General features: G+C 60.7%; 13 protein-coding genes. 10 read left to right on the forward strand and 3 right to left on the reverse strand.

All coding sequences use genetic code 11. The annotated features are described in order from the left end of the window. The first annotated feature begins 614 nt into the window (after positions 1 to 614). From ACZ5DH_RS10005 to ACZ5DH_RS10040, 8 genes are all read left to right on the forward strand, one after another. Positions 615 to 4,352: a complex I subunit 5 family protein gene (locus ACZ5DH_RS10005; protein ID WP_464254152.1), complete on the forward strand. Its 3,738-nt coding sequence runs from the start codon at positions 615 to 617 to the stop codon at positions 4,350 to 4,352. Further along, complete coding sequence (locus tag ACZ5DH_RS10010; protein WP_464254153.1) at positions 4,349 to 5,320, forward strand: respiratory chain complex I subunit 1 family protein; 972 nt, start codon at positions 4,349 to 4,351, stop codon at positions 5,318 to 5,320. The genes ACZ5DH_RS10005 and ACZ5DH_RS10010 overlap by 4 nt, the downstream gene beginning before the upstream one ends. 10 nt (positions 5,321 to 5,330) lie before the next feature. After that, positions 5,331 to 5,780 carry an NADH-quinone oxidoreductase subunit B family protein gene (locus tag ACZ5DH_RS10015; protein WP_291301474.1) on the forward strand — a complete coding sequence of 150 codons (450 nt, stop codon included), beginning with the start codon at positions 5,331 to 5,333 and terminating at the stop codon, positions 5,778 to 5,780. Between the two features lies 1 nt (position 5,781). Beyond that, positions 5,782 to 6,363: a hydrogenase gene (locus ACZ5DH_RS10020; RefSeq protein ID WP_464254154.1), complete on the forward strand. Its 582-nt coding sequence runs from the start codon at positions 5,782 to 5,784 to the stop codon at positions 6,361 to 6,363. A gap of 21 nt (positions 6,364 to 6,384) precedes the next feature. Next, positions 6,385 to 6,924 carry an NADH-quinone oxidoreductase subunit C gene (locus tag ACZ5DH_RS10025; protein ID WP_291301472.1) on the forward strand — a complete coding sequence of 180 codons (540 nt, stop codon included), beginning with the start codon at positions 6,385 to 6,387 and terminating at the stop codon, positions 6,922 to 6,924. After that, positions 6,921 to 8,003, forward strand: a complete 1,083-nt coding sequence (locus tag ACZ5DH_RS10030) for a hydrogenase large subunit (RefSeq protein ID WP_464254155.1) — start codon at positions 6,921 to 6,923, stop codon at positions 8,001 to 8,003. The genes ACZ5DH_RS10025 and ACZ5DH_RS10030 overlap by 4 nt, the downstream gene beginning before the upstream one ends. Positions 8,004 to 8,222: 219 nt before the next feature. Next, entirely contained in the window at positions 8,223 to 8,606 is a 384-nt protein-coding gene (locus tag ACZ5DH_RS10035; RefSeq protein ID WP_464254156.1) for a hydrogenase maturation nickel metallochaperone HypA/HybF, read from the forward strand. Further along, positions 8,599 to 9,765, forward strand: a complete 1,167-nt coding sequence (locus ACZ5DH_RS10040; RefSeq protein ID WP_464254157.1) for a 4Fe-4S dicluster domain-containing protein — start codon at positions 8,599 to 8,601, stop codon at positions 9,763 to 9,765. The genes ACZ5DH_RS10035 and ACZ5DH_RS10040 overlap by 8 nt, the downstream gene beginning before the upstream one ends. Before the next feature lie 1,490 nt (positions 9,766 to 11,255). On the opposite strand, the gene ACZ5DH_RS10045 is transcribed toward ACZ5DH_RS10040, so the two are convergent. Genes ACZ5DH_RS10045 through ACZ5DH_RS10055 form a run of 3 tightly spaced genes read right to left on the reverse strand, consistent with a single transcriptional unit; the run spans position 11,256 to position 15,109 of the window. Continuing rightward, positions 11,256 to 12,299 (reverse strand): SEL1-like repeat protein, encoded by a 1,044-nt coding sequence (locus tag ACZ5DH_RS10045; protein ID WP_464254158.1) that lies wholly within the window; start codon positions 12,297 to 12,299, stop codon positions 11,256 to 11,258. A gap of 3 nt (positions 12,300 to 12,302) precedes the next feature. Continuing rightward, complete coding sequence (locus ACZ5DH_RS10050; RefSeq protein ID WP_464254159.1) at positions 12,303 to 14,036, reverse strand: LIC12162 family transferase; 1,734 nt, start codon at positions 14,034 to 14,036, stop codon at positions 12,303 to 12,305. A gap of 2 nt (positions 14,037 to 14,038) precedes the next feature. Continuing rightward, positions 14,039 to 15,109, reverse strand: coding sequence for an N-acetylneuraminate synthase family protein (locus ACZ5DH_RS10055; protein WP_464254160.1), 1,071 nt, complete (start codon positions 15,107 to 15,109; stop codon positions 14,039 to 14,041). Between the two features lie 268 nt (positions 15,110 to 15,377). Between ACZ5DH_RS10055 and ACZ5DH_RS10060 the strand changes: the two genes are divergently transcribed. Together ACZ5DH_RS10060 and rdgB are read left to right on the forward strand one after the other, a co-directional pair. Then, a complete protein-coding gene (locus ACZ5DH_RS10060; RefSeq protein ID WP_464254161.1) occupies positions 15,378 to 16,292 on the forward strand; it encodes a DMT family transporter in 915 nt (304 codons plus the stop codon). Between the two features lie 30 nt (positions 16,293 to 16,322). Then, positions 16,323 to 16,952 (forward strand): RdgB/HAM1 family non-canonical purine NTP pyrophosphatase, encoded by a 630-nt coding sequence (rdgB, locus tag ACZ5DH_RS10065; RefSeq protein ID WP_464256539.1) that lies wholly within the window; start codon positions 16,323 to 16,325, stop codon positions 16,950 to 16,952. Positions 16,953 to 16,988: the final 36 nt, after the last annotated feature.

Here is a 16,988-nt window from a genome sequence, read left to right on the forward strand (position 1 = left end):
TCAGCGCCGTCCTGCCTCCTTTCCGCCTCTGCCCCCTGCATTCGACGCGTAAAAATACTCCGTCCCCGGGCACAAATGGTCCACTGTTTTTCCAGTGAATAAATAAATCACATGCGGCTTTCGGTATAAAAACGTGCAATTTACAAAAAAAAATTTCGTGGCACGATTTTTTTATCTGACATGCACTCTCTCGGTCGCGAAAAATTGCGGGATAGCGGAAAAAAGTTTTTTGCGTGTCCCGATTTTGTTGCAACACGTGCATCAAGCAGAAATTGTTTGATTAACCAGCTAAATGCATTGCATATTAGGTTGAGCAACCACCCAACACACAAATTGCGACACTTTAAACTACTGCCAAACTGCTGTGAATTATTACACATACTGTAAATAGACGCGCAAAACCTGCGCCAAACCAGCACAATCTGGCATAACCTCCTAACTTTTAGTGAAATAATCGCCACTTGCGCAGAGTGGCGAAGTGGGATAAGGCAGTTAACACTCCTTTTACTATTTTTTTCACGATTTGGTATGGTTGTGATACCGCATCAAAAAGAGGCGTAGCTGGGGCCAAGCACGGTGCTGGCCTGAAAGACCCGCAAACTACGGGGCGAATTATGACGGAATCCTTGTTCTCGGCTGGCGGCCGGCTTGTGCCGCTTCTGGTGGGTATGGTCCTCATGCTGTATGCAGCGGCTCAAGCCGTGCGTCAGCGTAAGGACCCTCGCCGCCTGATCCTCTGGGGCGCCCTGCACGACGCGGGCATTGTCTGCATGGGGCTCGGCGCGGCTACCGCCATCGGCGCCACCGGCCTGTGGCTCTTCATACTTTTTCAGGTCGCGGCGCGGGGCCTGGCGTGGACGGCTCTGGTCCGTCTTACCTCGGCATGCCGCACGGGAGCCGCGTGTAGTCAGGGGCCCCTTCAGGCATCACGCCTGAGCGGTTCCGGCCAGCGGCACCCCTGGACGGCGGCCCTGTTCGCCCTGGGCCTTCTGGCATCGGTGGGCGGGTCGCCCTTCCTGCTGCCCGAAGCCCGCCTCTTTATCAATGCCGCCGTCCTTGAGGCCATACCGGGCGGGCTCACCGGTCTGCTGGTCATGGCTCTGGCCACCACGGTCTTCATCTGGCTGTACGTCAACACTGTACGCCAGGTGGTACTGGAAGACGCGCCGGAAGATTCCCCCACTGCCCTCGGCCCCATGCGTGGGACAGCCGGACTCATGATCGGTCTGGCCGTGGCTGTGGGCATCATGGGCGTCTTCCGCGGGCCGCTGACCAGTCTCATCGGCGGCCAGTACGGGTTTGTGGCGCCGCACTCCCCTGTGCACCCGTCCTACTGGTGTTACTACCTTGGCGCTTTTGCCGTGGGCGGCGCCTTTCTCCTCCGCATGCGCATCGCCCCCCTTGTGGGAACGGCGTTTGCGGCGCTGGCGCTCGTCACCGTGCTTGTGGCGGACGCTCCGGCCACGGCCAGACTGTTCCTGACCATGATCAGCCTTGTGGCGCTTGTGGTCTGCGTTTACTCGCAGGGCTACATCCACGGGCGGCATCAGGGGCGCTACTGGTTCTTCCTGCTGCTCACCTTCGGCTCCCTGGCGGGTATAGTTTCCAGCACGGACGCGTCCGGCCTGTACGGCTACTGGGAACTCATGACCTTCGCCTCCTACTTTCTGGTGGTGCATGAAGGACGGCGCAGCGCTTTTGACGCTGGCCTGAAATACTACGTCATGTGCGCGGGCGGCGCGCTTTTCATGCTGCCCGGCCTGCTTATGCTGGGCGAGGGCTTTATGCCCACCCCCGTTGTTCAGGCGGCCTTTGTGCTTTGCCTGATGGGTTTCGGCGTCAAGGCCGGTCTTGTGCCCCTGCACTCCTGGCTGCCTGACGCCCACCCCGCCGCGCCGTCCTCCGTGTCGGCCCCCCTTTCGGGCATCATCACCAAGATGGGCATCTTCGGCATTGTGGCCGTGCTGCTCATGCGGCCCATGGTCAGCACCCTGCCCGGCCTGTTCGGCCTTTCGTGGCTCGGCACGGGGCTGGTCTTCACGGGCGCGGCCACCCTGATTCTTGGTGAAGTCATGGCCCTGCGCCAGGACGACATCAAACGCATGCTGGCCTACTCCACCTTGGGGCAGCTCGGTGAAATAGCGCTCGTGCTCGGCATCGGCACGTGGCTTTCCACCACGGGCGCGCTGTGGCACATGTTCAACCACGCCATCATGAAGGACCTGCTCTTCCTTGGCGCGGGCGCGCTCATCATGCGCAGCGGCAGCCGCAAGCTCGGCGACCTGCGCGGCCTCGGCCGCCAGATGCCCTTTACCGTGGCCTGCATGGGCGTGGGCCTCGTGAGCATTATGGGCCTGCCGCCCTTTGGCGCTTTTTACAGCAAGTTCCTGATGATACAGGCCGCCACCGAAGCTGGGCAGATATGGCTGGCCGCGCTTATTCTCGGCGGCTCCCTAGTGGGTCTTGTCTACTACACCCGCATACTCAAAACCCTGGTGTTTGAGGAGCGCCCCGACTATCTGCCCACGGTCACTGAGGCTCCTGTCACCATGCGCGTGGGCATGGGCGTGCTGGCGGCCTTGTGCGTTCTGCTTGGCCTTGCGCCGCAGCTCGCCATGCAGCTAGTGGCCCCTGTGGCTTCGCTGGCCTTTGTGCCCAACCCGCAGGACGCGGGCGTGCTTTTGGCCATGCACGTCAACTGGCCCGTCTATGCGGTCGTGCCTGTGTTCGGCGCTCTGCTGCCCGCCCTCTTTTACAAGAACCGCATCATGGCGGGCAAGGTCAGCGTGGGCGTGCTGCTCGCCACGGCTCTGCTGGTCGTCCTGTTCGGACGCGGCCTCGACACGCTTTCTTTCTGCTTTGCCCTCATCGTCCCCCTGCTGGGCGCGGTGAACATGAGCTACGCCCTGGGCTATATGGAACACAGCCACAGGCAGTGGCGTTTTTACTGCGCCTTTACCGCCATGTGCGGCGGTCTCGTGGGCATGGCCTCCAGCCAGTACCTGCTGAGCTTCTTCCTGTTCTGGGAAATCATGAGCTCGTGGACGCTCTATATGGCCATTGCGCACGAAGGAGACAAAGCCTCACTGCATGAAGCCTTCAAGTACTTTATCTTCAACGTCTTTGGCGCGGGCTTCATCTTTGTGGGCCTGTGCGTCATAGGGCCCTTCACGCCCTTCACCTCACTGCTGCTGGCCGGCATGGTGCCCAACCTGTCCCCCGGCGCCGCCTGGTTTGGCATGGCCCTGCTGGCGGCGGGCTTTGTGATGAAGGCCGCGCAGCTGCCCTTCCGCATTGACTGGCAGATGCACCCTGCGCTGGCCCCAACGCCCGTTTCCGGCTACATCTCCTCCGTGCTGCTGAAGAGCGCCATTCTCGGCCTTATCAAGCTCTTTATGCTGCTTGGCGGCGGCTTCGCCGTCGCGGGCATACTGGGCGGATTGGAACAGAGTTCCATCAACGTGACGGTCATGTGGATCGGCGGCGTCACCATCATCATGGCCGCCATTCAGGCCCTGCGCAGCAACGGCCTCAAGCTTATCTTCATCTACTCGACGGTGAGCCAGCTCGGCTACATGGTGCTGGCCGTGGCGGCGGGCGGCGCGCTCGGATACGCGGGCGGCATGCTGCACGTCATCAACCACGTCTTCTTCAAGGATCTGCTCTTCCTTGTATGCGGCGCCATCATGTTCGCCAGCCACAGGGAAAGCCTGAACGACCTTGGCGGCATCGGGCGCAAGATGCCCTTCACCCTGGCCATGTTCGCCATTGCCGGGCTTTCGGTCATAGGCGTGCCGCCCACCAGCGGCTTTTCGTCCAAGTGGCTCATCTACCACGCCCTCATGGAAGCCGGGCAGCCCTTCCTGGCTCTGCTCTCGCTCATCGGCAGCGTGCTGACCATGGCCTATATCGCCAAGTTCCTGCACGCGGCCTTTCTGGGCCAACCCGCGCAGGACCTTGACGACATCAAGGAAGTGCCCCGCATCATGCGCGTCCCCATGGGCATTCTGGCCGCGGGCTGCGTGCTGACGGGCATCTTTCCCGGTCTTGCGCTCGGCCCCATCAATTCGGTGCTGCTTGAATACGGCTTCATGCCGCTGCATGTGGGCCTTTCGGGCGTGCTTTCGGGCACTGGAGCCTGGAACGCCACGGGCATGTTCGTGATGATGGCCCTGGCCTTTGCCGGCGGCTACTGGTTTGTGAAACGCTTTACCCGCCTGCGTGAAATTGATGTGCATACCTGCGGTCTGCCGCCTGAAACGGCCACCAGCCGCATGACGCCTTCCAGCATTTACGGCGGTCTCACGCGCCTCCTCGGCGGTGGGAACACGCCCAAGGAGAACCGCTCATGAGCGATACCCTGCTTGCCATACTGCACATGTGCGTCTTCCCCGGCGGGGCCTTTGCCCTGATGGTGGCCATGTTCTTCAAAGGACTGGACCGACGGGTGGAAGCCCGCCTGCAACGCCGCGTGGGGCCGCCGCTGGTGCAGCCCTGGCTGGACATTGCCAAGCTCCTGACCAAGGAAACCCTGATCCCCAGGACGGCCTGCCGCCCGGCGTTTCTGCTGGCCCCGGTCTTCGGCTTTACGGGCATGGCCGTATGCGCGGCCTTCATCCCCATCTCCGGGGTATATAACGGCCTGTTCAACATGGGCGACCTGCTGGTGATCTTTTACCTTCTGCCCATCCCGGCCATGGCCATCATGCTGGGCGGATCGGCCTCCAGTTCGCCTTACGGCGCTGTGGGTTTTTCGCGCGAAATGGTGCTCATGTTCGCGTACGAAATGCCCCTGCTCATGATCCTGCTGGCCGTGGCCATGCTTACGGGCAAAACCCTGGCTGGCGGCGCTTGGGGAGCGGAATTTTCGCTCTTCAAGATCGTGGCCCTGCAACAGCAGACAGGTTCCTTCGGGTTCAACCCCTCGATGATCCCGGCCTTTCTGGCCTACCTCATCTTCCTGCCCGGCACCATGGGCGTCGTGCCCTTTGACATCCCCGAGGCGGAAACCGAAATCGTCGAAGGCCCGCTGCTTGAATACGGCGGCCCGCTGCTGGCGCTTTTTCAGATCACGTCGGCCCTCAAGACCTTCGTGGTTCTGGGGCTGGGGGTTGCTCTTTTCTTCCCCGGCACCATATCTGAATGGTGGCCGGTCAATCTTGTGTGGTTCTTGTGCAAGTGCCTCGCGCTCATGCTGGTTTCGCTCACTCTGGTCAAGTCGGCCACAGGGCGTTTCCGTATTGACCAGGCGTTTCGCTTTTATGTGACTGTGCCCGCAGTGCTCGCGCTGTGCAGTCTGATACTGGTCTGGGTGATGTAAGGAGGCCGCCGTGTCGCTGGATAATACGCTTAAAAAACTTTCCGTGCGTTCGCCGTGGCTGTTCCGCATCAACGCCGGTTCCTGCAATGGCTGCGACGTGGAGCTGGCCACCACGGCCTGTATTCCGCGTTACGACGTTGAACGCCTGGGGTGTCGCTATTGCGGCAGCCCCCGGCACGCCGATATCGTGCTGATCACCGGCCCGCTTACCACCAGGGTGCGAGACCGCGTGCTGCGGGTGTGGGACGAAATTCCTGAACCCAAGGTGACGGTGGCCGTGGGCATCTGCCCCATATCAGGCGGGGTCTTTCGCGAGGGATATTCCATTGAAGGCCCCATCGACCGCTACCTGCCCGTGGACGTGAACGTGCCCGGCTGCCCGCCCCGGCCCCAGGCCATTCTTGAAGGCGTGGTGCTGGCCCGGTCCATCTGGCTGAAAAAACTGGGCGTGGAGGAATAATATGGCGGGCTTTCTTAAAGTCTTATTCCGCAATCTGCTTGAAGGCCCCAGCACCGACCCCTTTCCCCTGGGTGAAACCTTTACGCCCGAGCGCCTGCGCGGCAGGGCCGTGGTCGACCCCAACCTGTGCATGGGCTGCGGCATCTGCCGCCACTCTTGCGCTGCGGGGGCCATCCATATCGGGCAGCTACCCGACGGGTCAGGCTTTACCATCACCATCTGGCAAAACTCGTGCTGTCTGTGCGCCTCATGCCGTCATTACTGCCCCACCGGGGCCATGAGCATCAGCACCGACTGGCATTCGGCCCATACACAGGCCGAAAAATACAAGAGGCTTGAGCAACACACCATCAAGTATGAGCCCTGCGTTGCCTGCGGCGCGCTTATGCGGCCCATCCCCAAGGTTCTGGCCGACAAGCTCTATGCCTGGAATACCGAGATTGATCCCGAGCTGACCCGCAAGCTGTGCCCCAAGTGTCGGCAGATTGAAGACGCCAAGCGCAATGCCTGCGCGCTGCCTACGGCCAATGACGACGCCCCGGCCCCGGCAACCGTCACCTCGGCAGTGCCTACCAAAGACTAGCGGCCAGACCGCGGAGAACATATGCAAGAGACCATTCACGGCAACGCCGCAGTCATTGAGGGCCTTACCGCTCTTTGTGCCGCTGAGGACGATGCCATACATCACAGCACCGACAGCTTCGGCAACGCCTATCACTGGTTCCGTCTGGGAACTCCGCGCATGCTCACCCAGGGCGCGGAAATCCTCCGCCAGGCCGACGCCCGTCTGGCCATGGTCACGGCCTATAACCGTCGCCAGCTCAGCGAGCCCATGCAGGAAGTCTGTTATCACTTTGAAATTCAAGGTGTTATTTACAACATGACTGTCACCCTCAATGGAGAATGGCCCACTGTGCCCTCCATCACGCCGCTGTTCGCCAACGCGGACTGGCATGAAAGGGAAATGATGGAGCTTTACGGCATCCAGGTCATGGGGCATCCCAACCCGCGCCGTCTCTTCCTTGATGAGGAGCTGGACGCAGGCATTCTCAACGAAGCCGTGCCTCTTTCCATCATGATGAACGGGGCCTGCACCACCGACCTGTGGGAACGCATCCTCCAGGACAAGGAGAAGCGGTCATGACCAAAACCTTTACCATGCCCCTCGGGCCAGTGCACGTGGCCCTTGAAGAACCGGTATACTTCAATCTGACTGTGGACGGCGAAATAGTGCGCCATGTTGAGCTGACTTCGGGCCATGTGCACCGTGGCATGGAGGCCATGGCCACCCAGCGCAACCTGATCAAGAACGTCACGCTCACGGAGCGCGTGTGTTCGCTGTGCTCCAACAGCCATTCCTTTACCTACAGTATGGCTGTGGAAAACGTGCTGGGCATCACCATTCCCGACCGCGCGCGCTACCTGCGCGTGCTGGCGGAAGAAATCAAGCGCATTGCCTCGCATCTGTTCAACACCGCCATTCAGGCCCACATCATCGGCTTCAAGTCGCTGTTCATGCACGTCATGGAAGTGCGCGAAATGATGCAGGACCTGAAGGAAACGGTCTACGGCAACCGCATGAATCTCGCTGCCAACTGCATCGGCGGCGTCAAGTACAATGTGAATGCCGAACTCTTGGACTACATGCGCAAAATGCTGGACAAGGTCGAACCCCAGGTGGACGAAATCCGCGATATTTACGACTCCAACAGCATGGTTCTGGCCCGTACCCGTGGCCTTGGCCTGCTGCCCAGGGAGGACGCCATCCGCCTCGGCGTGGTTGGTCCGGTGGCGCGCGGTTCGGGTCTGCATCTTGATGTGCGCAAGGATTCGCCCTATGCGGCCTATCCTGACGTGGACTTCAAGACCATTGTGGAACAGGGATGCTGCATCCACGCCCGTACCATGGTGCGCCTGCACGAAATATTCGAATCCTTCAGCATTATCCGCCAGTGCATAGCGCGCGTGCCCGAAGGCGAAGTGACGGCCCCCATGCGGCAGATCCGCACGGCCGAGGCCTGCGCCCGCTCCGAAGCGCCGCGCGGCGAGGTGTTCTACTACATCCGCACCAACGGAACGGATATGCCCGCACGGCTCAAGTGGCGCGTGCCTTCCTACATGAACTGGGAGGCCCTGGGCGTGATGATGCGTGACTGCAACGTGTCCGACGTAGCCCTGATCACCAACAGCATTGACCCCTGCGTATCCTGCACGGAACGTTAGACTAGAATAACTTTGAGAATATGCATTCTCAAAGTTTAAAACACGCCCGCTTCGGCGCTTAACCGCGCAAGTAAATTGCGCTTGCACCTTTGCAGCGGGCGTCTGATTACGCAGTCGCCAGAGCAGTTACAAAGTGAAATTGCTCTGGACCAGCGTCAAAATGAAGTTGCTCTGGGCGGTTGTTGCGCGTCAGGGCTGAAGCGGCAAAGGGTATAGCGCATGCATGAAGCGAGTCTGGTTCAGGGGCTGCTGGACATCTGTCTGAAAGCTCTGGACGAGCATAATGCGGCGAACCCGGAAAACCGGGTGGAGCGCATAAGCAAGGTGGAATGCCAGCTTGGGCTTATCGCCTGTGTTGAGGCGCAAACCCTTGTGGCCTGCTTTGAACTCTTTGCCGAAGGCACCCCGGCCGAGGGAGCGCAATTGTTGTTACAGACAGCGCCCCTGCCCTGTCGCTGTACCGAGTGCAGCCATGAATTCAGCCTGACGCAACGGCATTTCGTCTGCCCCAGTTGCGGCGGCGAAAACATCCACTTCAACGGGGGCCACGGACTTACCCTGATGGCCCTGCACGTTGCACCCGAGGAAACGGACCATGACTGAACATATCCAGGTCGTACCCGACAAATGCCGCGCCTGTCGCCGCTGTGAAGTGGCATGCATCGCCGCTCACCACGGCATGAGCTTCAAGGAAGCCATGAAGCACCGCGACGAACTGGTGTCGCGCGTGCAGGTGGTAAAGGCGGACGGCTTCAAGACAACGGTGCGCTGCCACCAGTGCCCTCACGCGCCCTGTGTGAACGTTTGCCCCACAGGGGCGCTCCAGCAGGACGAAAAAGGGCGCATCATCATGCGCGTCCAGTATTGCGTGGCCTGCAAGATGTGCATAGCCGCCTGCCCCTACGGCACCATCACGATGGAAACCATCGGCATGCCGTCGGTAGACGGTGAGGACGGCGAAACCCTGGCCCAGCGGGCACGCCGTGAAGTGGCCGTACGTTGCGATATGTGCCGCGCCTGGCGGATGGAAAACGGCAAGCGCATCACAGCCTGTATGGAAGCCTGTCCGGCCCACGCCCTTTCGCTTGTGCTGGCCGACGGCACCATTGTGGAAGTGCCCAAGCCTGAAAAGAAGGCTGTGGAGCCTGCGTCCGGCGGTGAGGCTGGCGCTGAGTCCCCCAAGGCTGACGTTGCGGCTGAAGCGCCCAAGGGTGAAGCTGTATCCGAAGCGCCCAAGGGTGAAACGGCTACGGCGGAAACTGCCCCTGCGGTTGCCCCAAAAGCTCCCAAGGCTGACGTTGCAGCCAACGCTGTGGAACCCGTTGCGGAAGCCGCGTCTGAAGCCAGGGTCGAGCAGTCTGCCGCTTCTGAAGCCAGGGCTGATGTTAAGGAAGCTTCAGAGGGTGAAAGCCAGGAATCAGCCCCTGCCGCAGGCGTGGCGCACGCTGCGCCTGAAGACAGCCCTGAGGCCGTTGCCGCGCCGGCTGAGCCGATAGCCAGCGCAGTGGAAACGGCCGCCGAGGTTCAGGAAGAAAGCCCGGCTCCCGCCGCGACGGATGCAACGTCAGGTAACGCCGATGCGGCCCCTGCGGAATCCGCCAAGGCGGAAGAAGCGCCCACGGCGGAAAAAACCGAAAACGCTCCCAAGGCCGAAGCTCCTGCTGCCAAGAAATTTGCGGCTCCCGCTGACAAAAAGCCTGCGGCCAAAAAACCCGCTCCCAAGGCTGGCAAAAAAACCAGCAAAAAGGGCAGCAAAAAATAAGCCGTCTGTTAGCACAGTTATTGATCAGGCCCGGCCATACATATATATGGCCGGGCCTGTTTGTTACATATTCTCCACGCCTAATACCGGGACGAAATACTCTGGGGGGGAGGAGTTTGCGTGGCTGATACCTCTGGTAGGATAATAATGTGCCTGTCCTTTGAGAGGCGGCTTCTGTACCCTGCGGGTATGGCGGCTTTTCGTTATCTGTTGTTTTGGCCGCCTGCGCGGCGCGCGGCAAGGCGGGGCCGGTTATGGGGCTGCGCCCCCTTCTCGGCCCCCCTTGCATCCCCCCCGAAGCACCCCCTGGGGCTTTCCGTATTCCGTGATCCGACGAGGGCTGCGCGGCTTCTGCTGCGGGAGCTTCCTCGCTTCGCTCGGCGATCTCCCTCCGCGCCGCGCAATGCCACCGTGCGTCTTCGCGCTGAATGAGAAGTCGGCTACACACTAAAGCTCCTACTACGCAAATACCGCCGCCATTGCACGCTCTTCCCCAGCAGGGATACGCAATTTCCGCGACTTCCAAACAACCAATGAGACGCCTCACCGATCTCTCGTCCAGGACAAAACCCTGCGATGGCATTGCGCGGCGCGGAGGGAGATCGCCGAGCGAAGCGAGGAAGCTCCCGCAGCAGAAGCCGCGCAGCCCTCGTTGAATGACGGAATATGGAAGGCCTTTGAAGGCTAGCCCGTGGGAGTGGGGATATACGACAAGCCCAGCGGGGTCGTCCGGGGGGAGTGCAGAGGGGGCCTCGGAGGGGCGGCAGCCCCTAACAGGCCCCCTTCTGCCGCCCGCCGCGCAGGCGGCCAAAACTAAACAAAGGAAAAGCCCCGCGCCCTCAGGCGCACAAACCACCTCTCAAAAGAACAAACCCGGCTTCGCTCCCTTTAAAGCTCCTACTACGCAAATACCGCCGCCATTGCACGCTCTTCCCCAGCAGGGATACGCAATTTCCGCGACTTCCAAACAACCAATGAGACGCCTCACCGATCTCTCGTCCAGGACAAAACCCTGCGATGGCATTGCGCGGCGCGAAGGGAGATCGCCGAGCGAAGCGAGGAAGCTCCCGCAGTAAAAGCCGCGCAGCCCTCGCTGAATGACGGAATATGGAAGGCCATTGAAGGCTAGTCCGTGGGAGTGGAGATATACGACAAGCCCAGCGGGGTCGTCCGGGGGGAGTGCAGAGGGGGCCTCGGAGGGGCGGCAGCCCCTAACAGGCCCCCATCTGCCCCCGCCGGAGGCGGCCCAAACAACAGACAAAGTAAAGCCGCCATGCCCGCAGGGCATACAAAACACCTCTCAAAGGACAGGCCCTGCTTTACTCTCCCAGAAACGCCGACTGCGAAGAATTCCCGCCCGCCGCGCAAGCTCTCCCGCACAGGCGCCCCAATAAAGACAAAGATACCTTCCCACACGCAAGGAAGCCCGTATTTTCCAATGCGGGCTTCCCGAATTCAAACAGACAACCTGAGACTGCTATTGTCGCTTTTTATTGCGGCTTTTTGTCTTTTTTCTGCGGCTTGCTCGGCGCCGGAGCCTTACGCACAGGCTGGGGCTTGTTATTCTGGGCGCGCACAACGGCCTTGGCGTCAGGATCGCCATTTTTCGCAGCCAGATTGTACCAGCGGTTAGCCTCACTCAAATTGCGCGGCACGCCCGTACCCTGATCGTACATGAGGCCAAGACTGTACTGGGCGGCAGGCTCGTTCTGCTCGGCAGCCTTGCGGTACCAGTCCACGGCCTTGGTATAGTCCTGCGGCACGCCACGGCCCTGTTCATACATGAAGCCAAGGTTATACTGCGCTTCTGCGTACCCCTGTTCAGCCGAACGGGTATACCATTGCAGGGCCTTTGCCGGGTCCTGCGCATAGCCCCGCCCCTCGGCGTACATGTAGGCAAGATTGTTCTGGGCCTTGGCGTGGTCCTGCTCGGCGGCTTTTTCAAACCAGTGCGCGGCCTTGGTGTCGCTCTGGTTTTCACCGCTGCCGTTCAGGTAAGTCCAGCCAAGGGAATACTGGGCAGAAGCCAAACCCTGATTGGCGGCGCGGCTGTACCAGTCGATGGCGGCGTTTTCATCCTTGTTGACGCCACGCCCGTAGGCGTAGAGATAGCCAAGGTTGTACTGGGCCATGGCAAGGCCCTGGTCTGCCGCTTTGCGGAACCAGCGGGCAGCCTCGCGATAGTTGCGCGGCACGCCGTCACCGGAGGCAAGGGCCGTGCCCCATGAGTTCATGGCGCTCACGTCGCCCTTTTCCGCCGCCAGACGAAAGAATTCCGCCGCGCGGGTACGATTTTTCTTCACGCCCTTGCCGTCCAGGATAAGACGGCCCATGACATAGAGGGCTTCGGCATTGCCGCTGTCCACAAGGGGTTTGAGCAGCTTTACGGCCTCGTCAAAATCGCTTTTATTCAAGGCGGCCTGCACCTGACGCAGGCTTTCACCGTCATCGGCGCAAGACGCGCCCTGCGGCGTCAACAGAAACGAAAAACTCAGAGCCACCAGTAAAACCAGGGCAGATACACGAATTTGCATGTGTTACAGACTCTTCAGCGTTTGGATCCAGTAATGGTTCTCGTTGCCCTTGACCGTCAAGGCCTGAAGGGCGCAAAAAGCGCGGCGGGCGTCCTGCACCGCGGTGCGGCTCCACCACGCGCGCGGGTCTTCCCAAACTTCCGCAGCCTTGGCGGCGGCTTCTTCCGGCGTGGCAAACAATATGCCCGCGCGGGTCAGCACGTCCAGCAGGGCGTCACTTTGCGGAGTAACGGGCCAGACATCCCGCCTCCAGTACAGAATGGTGGGCACATTGGCCACCAGGGCCTCAAGGGTGGTTGTACAGTTGTGGTCCACCACCAGCAGACGGCAGGAAAGCAGTTGGGGCTGCAAAGGTCCGGTGGACAACCGTACCTGGGGGATGCGCTCCAGCAGCCAGTCCGCGTCGCGCAGGGAATTAGGCAACGCAAAATAGGGCCGGTACTGCGAACAGTTCTGCAATGTCCGCCCCAAGGCCTCAAAGAAACGCAGTTTGTCGCGCCGGTATTCCACCAGTTGCATGGGGGTCGGGTGGGCATCCAGCCTGTAGCCGTAACCCGGCATTTCCGTGCCGACCAGCAACAGCGTGTAGCCATCCTGCCCGTGCCAGAGTTTCTTGAGGCGCGCCAGTTGCGGATAGGGCACGGGAATGAAGTTTCCCCGGCTGCTGCCATGCTCGCTCCAGCCCCAGGTGGCAAAGGCATGCTGGGCATACTCCACCATGGCCGTATCGCAGGCGCAACGCACCTGACCATAATTGCCGCCGTGCTGCACATACATGAGCCTGTGCCCGCGCCCGCGCCAGACAGCCAGCTTTTGACGGTACTCGGCATCTTCATACGCCAGCACGCTGGGCACGCGCAACCGGGGCCCCAGCAGGCTGGCGCTCAGACTTTCGGGGTGACGCAACGCACGCAGGGACTTGGGTATGCCCGCCCGAAACAGGGCCATAACATCCAGGCATTCCGGCAGGCCCGCGTCCATGCCAGTGGCCGCCTTGCCATAAGAGGACAAGGGCTGGGACTGGTCCTGCCCCCGGCTCCTGTGCAGCAGCGCCAGCGAAAACCGCAGACTTTGCCTCCAGCTTAGTCCCTTGAGTCTGGGGAAAGGCAGGCGCAGCATGGCCTTTCGGGCCATATGGAGCAAGCGGGCCTTGCCGCTGGAGTGATGATCTGTTCCATATTCACGCCGGACGGTCGGCAGGTATTCCCAGGTCCACTTTTCGGGCCAGCCGTCGTGGAAGTACGCTTCGAAAAGGCGCGAAAAAAGCCAGTGGTTGAAAGAGTGCCCAAGAGCGCCGTGCAGCGTGAAGTCCGGTTCCGCCCAGAAGGCGAAATGGCAGTCCTGGGGCAGCAGGGGAACGTGCATGGCTTCATTGCCCCAGGCTTCGACCATGGCCTTGACGCGAGCCCAGCGCTCGACGATCTGCGAGGCCATGGTAATGGCCCAGGGCGCCAGCAGGGTTTCCCAGTAGGCTGCGGGCAGGTCGTCGCTGTGGGAGCAGAGCTCCGCGGCCAGCGGAACAATGCTGTCCGCGCACAGGGCCTGAGCGCACTTGCAGGCGTGTTCAACGGCATGCACCTCCGCCAACGGTTCCGGCGGAAAATTGAAACGCTTGTCCCAGGCGGGAAAAAACTCCTCCTGTTCAACAAAACACCACACCCCGGCGGGCCGGTGCGTCTCCGGCTCCGCGCCGCGGGGCATGCGCCCGAGAACAAGGATGCTGCTTTCCTGATTCATGACTAGGCCCTGGCGCCGCTGTCCAGATCAGACCAGTGCAGCACCGTATCTTCATCCAGATCGTGACGCGCGCGCATGCCGATGACCTCGTCATAGTTGCGCGGCGAAATACCGTGGGCCGGGCGCTTCCAGGTAAGGTCGGCAGCGCTGATGACCGTACCGGCGGGCACGGCGCGGGCCGTGACCAGCGAGCGGCGGGCGTGACGGCGGGCGGGTTCTTCTTCCGGCAGGGCGCGCAGGCTCATTTCGCCCACACTGGCGAGCGTGCCCGCAAGGCGCTCAAAAAAATGCCGCAGGTCGTGCTTGTCCATGGCATGATAATGGTCGTTTCCGGGCAAAGTCTTGTCATGGGTAAAGTGTTTTTCCAGCACGCGCGCGCCGAGCAGGGTGGCGGTTTCAAGAATATGCATGTCCTTGGGCAGCGTGTGGTCGGAATACCCTATGGCGTGCTGCGGAAAATGCCGCTTGAGCGCCGGAATCATACCCAGGGCCGCGTTTTCGTCCGCCGTGGGGTAGTTGAGCACGCAGTGCAGCAGGGCCAGCTTGTTGCCCTTTTCTTCAATCCACTCCACCGCCTCCGCAATTTCATGCAGGTGCGCGGCGCCTGTGGAAAGCAGGATGGGCTTGCCAAAGTCGCACAGAGTGCGGATAAAGGGCTTGTTGGTGATATCTGAAGAGGAAATTTTGAACACGTCCATAAGATCATTGAGAAAATGGGCGGATTCAACGTCAAAGGGCGTGGACATGAAGGCAATGCCCACCGCGTCGCAGTGCTTCTTCAGGGTTTCAAACTCGTTCTTCCAGAACGAGTCGTGCTTCTTGAACAGTTCGTACTGGCTGCTGGTCGGTTCCTTGCTGGTGTCCCAGTACGCCGGGGAATCCTTGGAGGCCAGGGTGCCCGCCTTGTACGTCTGAAACTTGATGGCCTGCGCGCCGCCCTCTGCGGCCTCATCAATGAGCCTGCGGGCGATTTCCATGCTGCCCTCATGGTTCACCCCGGCTTCGGCGATGACATAAGGCACGGGAATGCGCGTTTCGGGGGCGGGGACAGCAAATATGTCTATGAGTTTCATGCTCATTTCCTCACTAATGAAGTTTAAGCTTTAATCATACCTCCTTGTTGCGCAAAAGGAAAGTGCCGTTGCGAACAAGCTATATAACAATACGTAATTATTATAAAAAATTTTTATCTTCGCACCGTATGATTAAGGTGCCTCCCCTTGGTGGACAAAGTCTGCGGGCCTTTGCCTTTGCCGGGCACATGCACTATACTGACCAGCTGTGGTGCATCACTGCCGCCGCCATCTCAACCGGGCCCCTGGCCCGGCCATGGGTACATTCATGCAAAAAACCGTAACGGGCTATTCCTGCGCGCTTCTCGCCGTTGTCATCTGGTCCGGCAATTTTGTGGTGGCCAGAGCCGTTGCCGGGCTCATCCCCCCCTGGCAATGCAATTTCTGGCGCTGGTTCATCGCCCTGATCATCCTGCTGCCTTTCGCCAAAAGGCACTGGCGCACGGACTGGCCCGCCATCGAGAAAAGCTGGCGTGGCCTTTCTGTCCTGGGCATTCTCGGCGTGACGCTGCTCAACACCCTCATCTACAAGGCCGGACAGACCACGGAAAGCATCAATATGGCTTTGCTGGTGCCCACGGCTCCCATAGTCATTCTCATACTCTCGCGCATTCTTTACGCCGAGCCGATCTCGCCGCGCCGTATGGCGGGCGTGCTGGTGGTGCTGGTCGGCGTGGTCACCCTGGTCAGCCGGGGCGACTGGGACAGGCTGACCCACCTGAGCTTTAACGCGGGCGACCTCTGGTCCCTCGGGGGCGTGCTGTGCTTTGGCCTCTACTCCCTGTTCATCCGACAGCGCAGCCCCGACATTTCGCCCATCGGCTTCAGCGTGGCCACGTTTGCCCTGGGGCTGCTGTATTCGCTGCCCTTCACGGCCATAGAGGCGTTCATGCTGCCCACACCCCACCTGTCCACGCCGCTGGTCATCAGCGTGCTGTATACGGGCATCGGCTGCTCGGCCCTGTCTTTCTGGCTGTGGACAGTGGCCATTGACCAGATCGGACCGGTTCGCGCGGGCATGGTTTATTACAGCCTGCCCGTTTTTGCGGGCATAGCCGCCAAACTTATCCTCGATGAAACGGTGACGCCCGCGCAGATGGTGGGCGGAGCGCTGGTCATCACTGGCATCATTGTGGCTACCGTGGTGATGCCCCACCGCCCCAAAACAGACAAAATGCAATAGCGGCCCTGACCGCCAAGGAGCGCATCAATGATGCAAACAAAACCCATACAAATCGTGCTGGCCACCCAAAATGCGGGCAAGGTTCGAGAACTGGCCGATCCCCTGGCGCAGTTCGGCGTGGAGGTTCTGGGTCTGGAGTTTTTTCCCACCATTGGCGAAATTGACGAAACCGGAACCACCTTTGAAGAAAACGCCTGCATCAAGGCCCGCGAGGTGGCGCGCCTGACGGGGCTTACCAGTATTGCCGATGATTCGGGGCTGGAAGTGGACGCTCTTGACGGCAGACCCGGCGTGTATTCGGCCCGCTACTCGGACGACTGGGAAAGCCTGCCCGGCGAAAGCCGCGACGTTCGCAACATCCGCAAGCTGCTGCACGAACTGGCGGATGTGCCGGAAGAGAAAAGGGGTTGCCGCTTTGTGAGCAGCATGGCCTGCGTGCGTCCCGACGGTGCGGAAATGGTGGTGCGCGGCGTATGGGACGGCCGCCTGCTTACCGCGCCGCGCGGCCAGAACGGCTTTGGCTATGACCCTGTTTTTTTTGACGCCATCATCGGCAAAACCGCCGCCGAGCTCACCAGGGATGAAAAGAACGCCCGCAGCCATCGCGGCAACGCCCTGCGCGCCCTGCTGGCAAAATGGCAGGACTTCATGGGCGCGTAGCCGCCCCGGCAGCTTGCCCACCCTTTTGCCGACGTA

The organism is Desulfovibrio simplex (genome assembly GCF_055387835.1).